6 protein-coding genes are annotated in these 6,322 nt (G+C 73.6%); 2 read left to right on the top strand and 4 right to left on the bottom strand.

The window, feature by feature from the left end; all coding sequences use genetic code 11:
* Positions 1-177 precede the first annotated feature (177 nt).
* Both ABWI04_RS41175 and lanKC read right to left on the bottom strand, forming a co-directional pair.
* A complete protein-coding gene (locus ABWI04_RS41175) occupies positions 178-288 on the bottom strand; it encodes a SapB/AmfS family lanthipeptide (protein WP_089315262.1) in 111 nt (36 codons plus the stop codon).
* 5 nt (positions 289-293) lie between these two features.
* Positions 294-2,867 (bottom strand): class III lanthionine synthetase LanKC, encoded by a 2,574-nt coding sequence (gene lanKC, locus ABWI04_RS41170; protein ID WP_353835808.1) that lies wholly within the window; start codon positions 2,865-2,867, stop codon positions 294-296.
* Positions 2,868-3,082: 215 nt separating this feature from the next.
* Between lanKC and ABWI04_RS41165 the strand changes: the two genes are divergently transcribed.
* Both ABWI04_RS41165 and ABWI04_RS41160 read left to right on the top strand, forming a co-directional pair.
* Entirely contained in the window at positions 3,083-3,880 is a 798-nt protein-coding gene (locus tag ABWI04_RS41165) for an SDR family oxidoreductase (protein ID WP_353835807.1), read from the top strand.
* On the top strand, positions 3,877-4,941 hold the full coding sequence (locus tag ABWI04_RS41160; protein ID WP_345187758.1) for an NAD(P)H-dependent amine dehydrogenase family protein: 1,065 nt from the start codon (positions 3,877-3,879) through the stop codon (positions 4,939-4,941). Before ABWI04_RS41165 ends, ABWI04_RS41160 begins: the two co-directional genes overlap by 4 nt.
* Before the next feature lie 9 nt (positions 4,942-4,950).
* On the opposite strand, the gene ABWI04_RS41155 is transcribed toward ABWI04_RS41160, so the two are convergent.
* Both ABWI04_RS41155 and ABWI04_RS41150 read right to left on the bottom strand, forming a co-directional pair.
* Complete coding sequence (locus ABWI04_RS41155; protein ID WP_353835806.1) at positions 4,951-5,778, bottom strand: nitroreductase/quinone reductase family protein; 828 nt, start codon at positions 5,776-5,778, stop codon at positions 4,951-4,953.
* A gap of 298 nt (positions 5,779-6,076) precedes the next feature.
* Positions 6,077-6,322, bottom strand: a 246-nt coding sequence (locus tag ABWI04_RS41150) for a response regulator transcription factor (RefSeq protein ID WP_353835805.1), incomplete at its 5' end; no start/stop codon positions are given.

Here is a 6,322-nt window from a genome sequence, read left to right as displayed (position 1 = left end):
GCCGCCGCCGCGTCCGCCAGCGCCGCGGCCGCGACGAGCGCCGTCCAGCCGCGGGCGCGCCCGGCGGCGCGCAGCAGCAGCCGGTCCGCGCCGACCGCCGGGGGAGGGGAGGTCATGGGGTCTCCAAACACGGTGACGGCCATGGCCCCGGCACGGGGGCCATGGCCGCCAGCGTCATCACAGGCAGATCGTGATGCTGTGGGAGCTGTGGCAGAGCAGGCTGAGGCTGCTGTTGCCGCCGCCGCCGCCGTTCTCGCTCACCATCCCCTGAAGGTCGAGAAGCGCCATGTTCGTCACCTCCTTTCGGGCTGGATAGAGGTGGCCGCCGTGGGGGTCCCCACGGAGGGCCTGTGCGCCGTCCCGAGGAACGGCAGTCCTGGAGCCGGGTCGTGGAGGGCCGCGCCGAGCGCGAGCAGCACCCCGGCGGTGCCGGTCGCGAGGTCCATCGACAGCCGGTACATGTGCTCGCCCGGCATCGCCAGCCCGCCCGCGTACGGCAGGGCGTGCCAGGCGAGGTCGCGGACGTGCCCCGCCACGCGCGCCCCGTCCCGCGCGCCGGGGCCCGACCGGGCGTGCCGGGCCAGGTAGAGCAGCATCCCGGCACGGCCGCTGAACAGGCTCGGCTGCGCGTAGTACCGGGACGCCGCGGCCACGCGGACGGCGTCGCGCGCCGCCTCGAACCGCTCGTCGGAGCGGTGGGCCAGGTACTCGTCCAGGACGAGGCCGATGCCGACGCTGCCGCGGCCGAGGTAGGGCAGCACCCGGCTGCCCTGGTCGACGTGCAGGGCGCCGTTGCGGTCGGTGACGCAGGCGGAGAGGTCGCGGCGCAGCGCCGAGGCGGCCAGGTCGAGCAGCTCGGGGCTCCCGTCGCGCTCGTAGGCGCGGACGAACATCAGCGCCGCGCCGGCCCCGCCGTACATGAGGCCGGGACGCCCGCCGCCCCCTCCGCCGGACCGCTCGGCCACGATCTCCACGCAGCGGCGGGCCGCCTCGCGCAGGAACACGTCGCCGGTCGCGCGGGCGAGGTGGTCCAGGCCGAGCGCGAATCCCGGCAGGCCGCCGTAGAGGTCGTCGCCGAGCCGCTCCCACCGTTCGCCCAGGCAGTGCCGGACGGCGGCGAGCGCGGCGTCCCGGCGGCCGAGGCGCGACAGCACGTACGCGGCGCCCATCAGGCCGTCGTACAGGCCGATCCCGGTCCCGCGCCGCGGGTTCGACGCCCGCTCCGCCAGCCACTCCTCGTGGGCCGGGAACCGGCCGGCGCCCGTCACGTCCAGCGCGTACAGGACGCCCGCGGCGCCGTGCGCGAGGCCGAGCGACGCCCCGGAGAACTGCTCCACGTCGCCGGGGAAGAGCCGGTCGGCGCGCTCGGGGGTGGCGCTCGCGAGGATCGCCCGCGAGAGGGCGTCCCTGGCGCGCTCCCAGCCGCCGGCGTCCGGAGTGAACGCCGGCGCGGGGGCGGGCGCGGCGTCCCGGGCGATCTGCGCGACCGCCTCGTCGAGGAACGCCCGGGGGAGGGGGAAGTTCTCGGCGATCAGGTCGGCGAGCTGCCGGGCCTTGCCCCGGTCGATCACGAACAGCGTGGTCAGCGGGACGAACAGGGCGAGCCGCAGGCAGGCGAGGCTGTAGCGGTCGACGTCGGCGCCGCGCCGGTCGGGCGGGGCGAGGAACGCGGGGTTGGCGAGGGTCTGCCGGCCGCCGTCGGCCGCGGGCGCGGCCGTCTCGAAGTCGATCAGCGCGACCGAGTCGTCCGGGCGCACCATCACGTTGAACATGTGCAGGTCGTTGAAGACCACGCCGCGGTCGTGGATGGCGGCGATGACGCGTTCCACCCCTTCGTGGACGCGCAGCGCCCACTTCGTGTACTCGGCGGTCCTCGCGGGATCGGGCTCGGGATCGAGCATCGGGTGCCGTTCGGCGAAGAACGTGTTGAGCGTCCGCCCCTCGATGAACTCCTGGACCAGGAAATGGTGCTCGCCGAGCGTGAACCAGTCGAGAACGGCGGGCACGCCGTCGATTCCGTCAAGCTTTTCCAGCACATCCCGCTCGCGCCGGAGCCGGGTCACCGCGTCCGCGCCGTCGGCGGCCAGACCCGCGTAGGGCCGGCCTTCCTTCAGCACCACTTTCGCGCCGCTGCGGGTGTCGGTCGCCGCGTAGACGCCGCCCCCGTTGGAGAAGTGGAGGGCCTTGTCGATCCGGTAGGGCAGATCGGTCGTCGTCGTGGCGCCGCGTGCCTTGAGATGCGATTCCAGGCAGGCGGGAAGGCTCACCCAGTCGGGGACGGAGAAGACGGGATCGCGCCGGTCCGGCACCAGCTCCCCGGAGCCGTCGCGCAGCGCGGGCACGAGCCGGCCCTGCTCGTCCAGGCACCGGCGCTCCGCGAAGCCGCCGTACCGGACGTGCAGCGGGCCCTCGCCGATGCGCAGGTCGCTGAGGATGTACGGGCCGGGCAGGCCGTCCAGCCGCGCGCCGAGCCCGGCGAGCACCTCCGCCAGCTCGTCCTCGTCCGCGGGGTAGACCGTGACGAGCTTCCCGCTCGCCCCGCGCGGCGCGTACTTGGCGTTGCGCCTGCGGAGCGTTCCCGGGCCGCGCAGATGCTTGAACTCGATTCCCCGGGCCACGCAGTACTCCCACGCCCCGGCGAGCGCCTCCCCGGCGCTTTCCGGACACCCGGAGACATGCACTTTCCAGCCCTGTTCGGGAGCGCGCTGAACCGGTGGAACATAGACGACCCATTCGTCGCCGAAGACCTTTTCCCACCCCTCGGGGAGTTCCCGGCGCGTGATGTCGAAGTCGGTGCTGCGGGTCACCGGCGGAGCATCGTAGAAGAGCTCGTCTGCGAGGCAGTAAAGCTCGTACCCCTTGTCCACGCCGGTCTCCCCTTCCTCGTGCTCCGTTTGCCGGAACGCACGGGGAAAAGAATTGCAGTCATGTCGGAAATGGACCAGTAGCGGACATCACGAATGACCCGTGAAGATGTACCGTCCGCCGCTGTGCGCCCGTCACCCGCCGCCCGCCGCGCCGGTATTGAAACAGGTTCTAGTTCCTGCGTAGGCTGTGCGGGCGGTGAGGCGACGGACCGGAGGTGACGCCGGTGATCTCGGAGCGGTTCCGAATCGACGGCAGGGTGGCGGTGGTGACCGGCGCGGGCCGGGGGATCGGGGCGGCCACCGCGGTCGCGCTCGCCCAGGCGGGCGCCGACGTGGTGATCTCCTCGCGGACGCGCGAGCAGCTCGACGAGGTCGCGGCCGGGATCGAGGCGGCCGGGCGGCGGGCCCTGGTCGTCCCCTCCGACCTCGCGGAACCCGAGTCCGCCGCCGAGCTGGCCGACCTCGCCGCGGGCGAGTTCGGGCGCCTGGACGTCGTGGTGAACAACATGGGCGGCGCCATGCCCGCCGCCTTCCTGGACACCTCGCCCCGGCACATGGAGAAGGCGTTCCGGTTCAACGTCGGCACCGCGCACGCGCTGACCCGCGCGGCCGTCCCGCACCTGCTGAAGGCCGACGGCGGCAGCGTCGTCAACATCTCCTCGGCCATGGGACGGATCGCGGGCCGCGGCTACCTGGCCTACGGCAGCGCCAAGGCGGCCCTCGCCCACTACACCCGGCTCGCGGCGTTCGACCTGGCCCCGCGCGTGCGCGTCAACGCCGTCGCGGTCGGCTCCGTCGCGACGTCCGCGCTCGACGTCGTCATGACCAGCGACGAGCTGCGCACCGAGATGGAGCGCAGGACGCCGCTGCGCCGTGTCGGCGAGCCCGAGGACGTGGCCGCCGCCGTCCTCTACCTCGCCTCGCCCGCCTCCGCCTACGTCACCGGCAGCGTGCTGCGCGTGGACGGCGGCATCGAGGCCCCCAACCTCGACCTCGGTCTGGAGGACCTGTGACCTACCGCGTCGTCCAGTGGAGCACCGGCAACGTCGGGCGGCACGCGATCGCCGGCATCGACGCCCGGCCCGACCTCGAACTCGCCGGGGTGTGGGTCTCCAACCCGGCCAAGGTCGGCCGCGACGCCGGCGACCTCGCGGGCCTCGGCCGCGACCTCGGCGTCACCGCCACCGGCGACGCCGAGGCGCTGCTGGCCCTGCGGCCCGACTGCGTCGTCTACACCTCGATGGCCGACGTCCGGCTGACGGAGGCGATCGACGACCTGTGCCGCATCCTGCGCGCCGGGGTGAACGTCGTCTCCAGCAGCCCCGTCTTCCTGCAGTTCCCGGACGGCGTCGTCCCGCCCGGGATGTCCGACCCGGTGCGCGAGGCGGCGGCGGCCGGCGGCGCGTCCCTGTTCGTCAACGGCATCGACCCCGGCTTCGCCAACGACGTGCTCCCGCTCGCCGTCACCGGCATCAGCGAGCGCATCGAGCAGGTGCGCTGCATGGAGATCCTCAACTACAACACCTACGACCAGGCCACGGTCCTCTTCGACATCATGGGCTTCGGCCGGCCGATGGACGACGTGCCGATGCTGCTGCAGCCCGGCGTCCTCACCATGGCGTGGGGGAGCGTCGTCCGGCAGATCGCCGCCGGCCTCGGCGTGGAGCTGGACGGGATCGCCGAGTGGCACACCCGCCTGCCCGCGCCCGAGACCTTCGCCGTCTCCGCCGGGACCATCGAGAAGGGCACGGCCGCCGCCCTGCGGTTCGAGGTGCGGGGCATGCGCGGCGGCGAGGCCGTCGTCGTCCTGGAGCACGTCACCCGGCTGCGCGACGACCTCGCCCCCGACTGGCCCCAGCCCGCCGGCGCGGGCTGCTACCGCGTCGAGGTCCGCGGCGAGCCGAACTACACGGTGGACCTGAGGCTCCTCGGCACCGACGGCGACCACAACACCGCGGGCCTGAAGGCCACCGCGATGCGCCTGGTCAACGCCGTCCCCGCCGTCGTCGAGGCGCCCCCCGGCCTGCTCACCGCCCTGGACCTGCCGCTGATCCCCGGCCGCGGCCTCCTCTAGGCGCGCCCCCTAGAACTCCAGGGCGTCCAGGAGCGGGACGAGCCGCTCCTCCTCGCGGTCGAGGTGCGCCTCCAGCGCGGCGGTGAGCCGGTCGACCTCGGCGAGCAGCGACGCGGAGTCGCCGGCGTCCAGGACGCGGCGCAGCTCCTCCAGCAGCGCGCTGATCGTCTCGTGCTCGTCCCTCAGCTCCGCCAGCACCGGCCCGAGCTCGGGGTGGCGCCGCTCCAGCACGGGGAACAACCGCTGGTCCTCGCCCATGTGGTGGTGGCCGAGCCCCTGGCACATCGTCAGGCAGTTGACCCGCAGCTGGGCGCCCACGGCGGCCCCGGACGCGGCGACCTCCTTCCGGATCAGCTCCAGCTCCCCGCGGAACGCGTCGTGCACCGCGACCAGCATGGCGCTGGGCGACTCCGGTCCGGCGGGCGGTCCGGCGGCGACCTGGACCAGCGCGACGACGGGCAGCGTCCGCCCCGACTTCTCCTCGTACGCGGCCCAGCCGGGATCGGCCTCGGCGGCCCGCGCGAAGGCGCGGTCGCGCTCGTCCCCTTCCAGGACGACCGCGTCGGCCTCGTAGGCGAAGACGCCGCTCTCTACCGTGACGCGCGGGTTCGCCACCAGGTTGTGGAACCAGGCGGGGTTCCTCGGCGAGCCCCCGGCCGAGGCGATGACCAGGACGCGCCCGACACCGTCGGGCAGGTAGCCGAGCGGCGTCGTGTGCGGGGCGCCGGAGCGCGCTCCGGTGGTGGTCAGCAGGAGCAGCCGCCCGCCCTCGAACGGGCCGCCGACCCGCCCGCCGTTCGCGCGGAACTCCTTGATGACCTGCTTGTTGAAATCCATTCGTCTCCTGTTTTCGGGCATGGCGAATAAGCCGCGGAAAGAACGCGCGGCCGCGGCTTGGGAAAGGTGATGAAAGGGCATGCCGGAAGCGCGGGCATGCCTGATGACGTCGCGCTGCGCGCATGAAGGACGATGCGCTGCGCGCGCGGAAGGTGAAGAGGAAGGGGGAGTGGAAGAGGCGGGCCTCGGGCCCGCTCCGGCCTCACTCGGAGGCCGGGAACCTCACTCGCTCGTGGCCCATGGCCGACCCGGCAGTCACGAAATGCACATTACCGGCGCCCGGTCCGCCCTTGCAAGATCAGATTCCCTCGCGGTGGGCGACGGCGGCGGCCTGGGTGCGGCTGGAGACGTTCAGCTTGCCGAGGATGTTCGACACGTGCACGCTCGCCGTCTTGGGGGAGATGAACAGCGCCGCCGCGATCTCCCGGTTGTTGCGGCCCTCGGCGACGAGCTTCAGCACCTCCCGCTCGCGCCCGGTGAGGGAGGCGAGCGGACCGGACGGCCCGGCGTTCTTCCGGCATGCGGTGGTGGCGGGGTGGGTGCA

Source organism: Actinomadura sp. NPDC000929, from assembly GCF_040492065.1.
GTDB classification, from domain to species: Bacteria; Actinomycetota; Actinomycetes; order Streptosporangiales; family Streptosporangiaceae; genus Spirillospora; species Spirillospora verrucosospora.
This window is presented reverse-complemented; position numbering and strand designations above follow the sequence as displayed.

Coding starts and splice junctions, on each gene's coding strand:
- ABWI04_RS41175 (WP_089315262.1), bottom strand. CDS start 288: ATGGCGCTTCTCGACCTTCAGGGGATGGTGAGCGAGAACGGCGGCGGC.
- ABWI04_RS41155 (WP_353835806.1), bottom strand. CDS start 5,778: ATGGATTTCAACAAGCAGGTCATCAAGGAGTTCCGCGCGAACGGCGGG.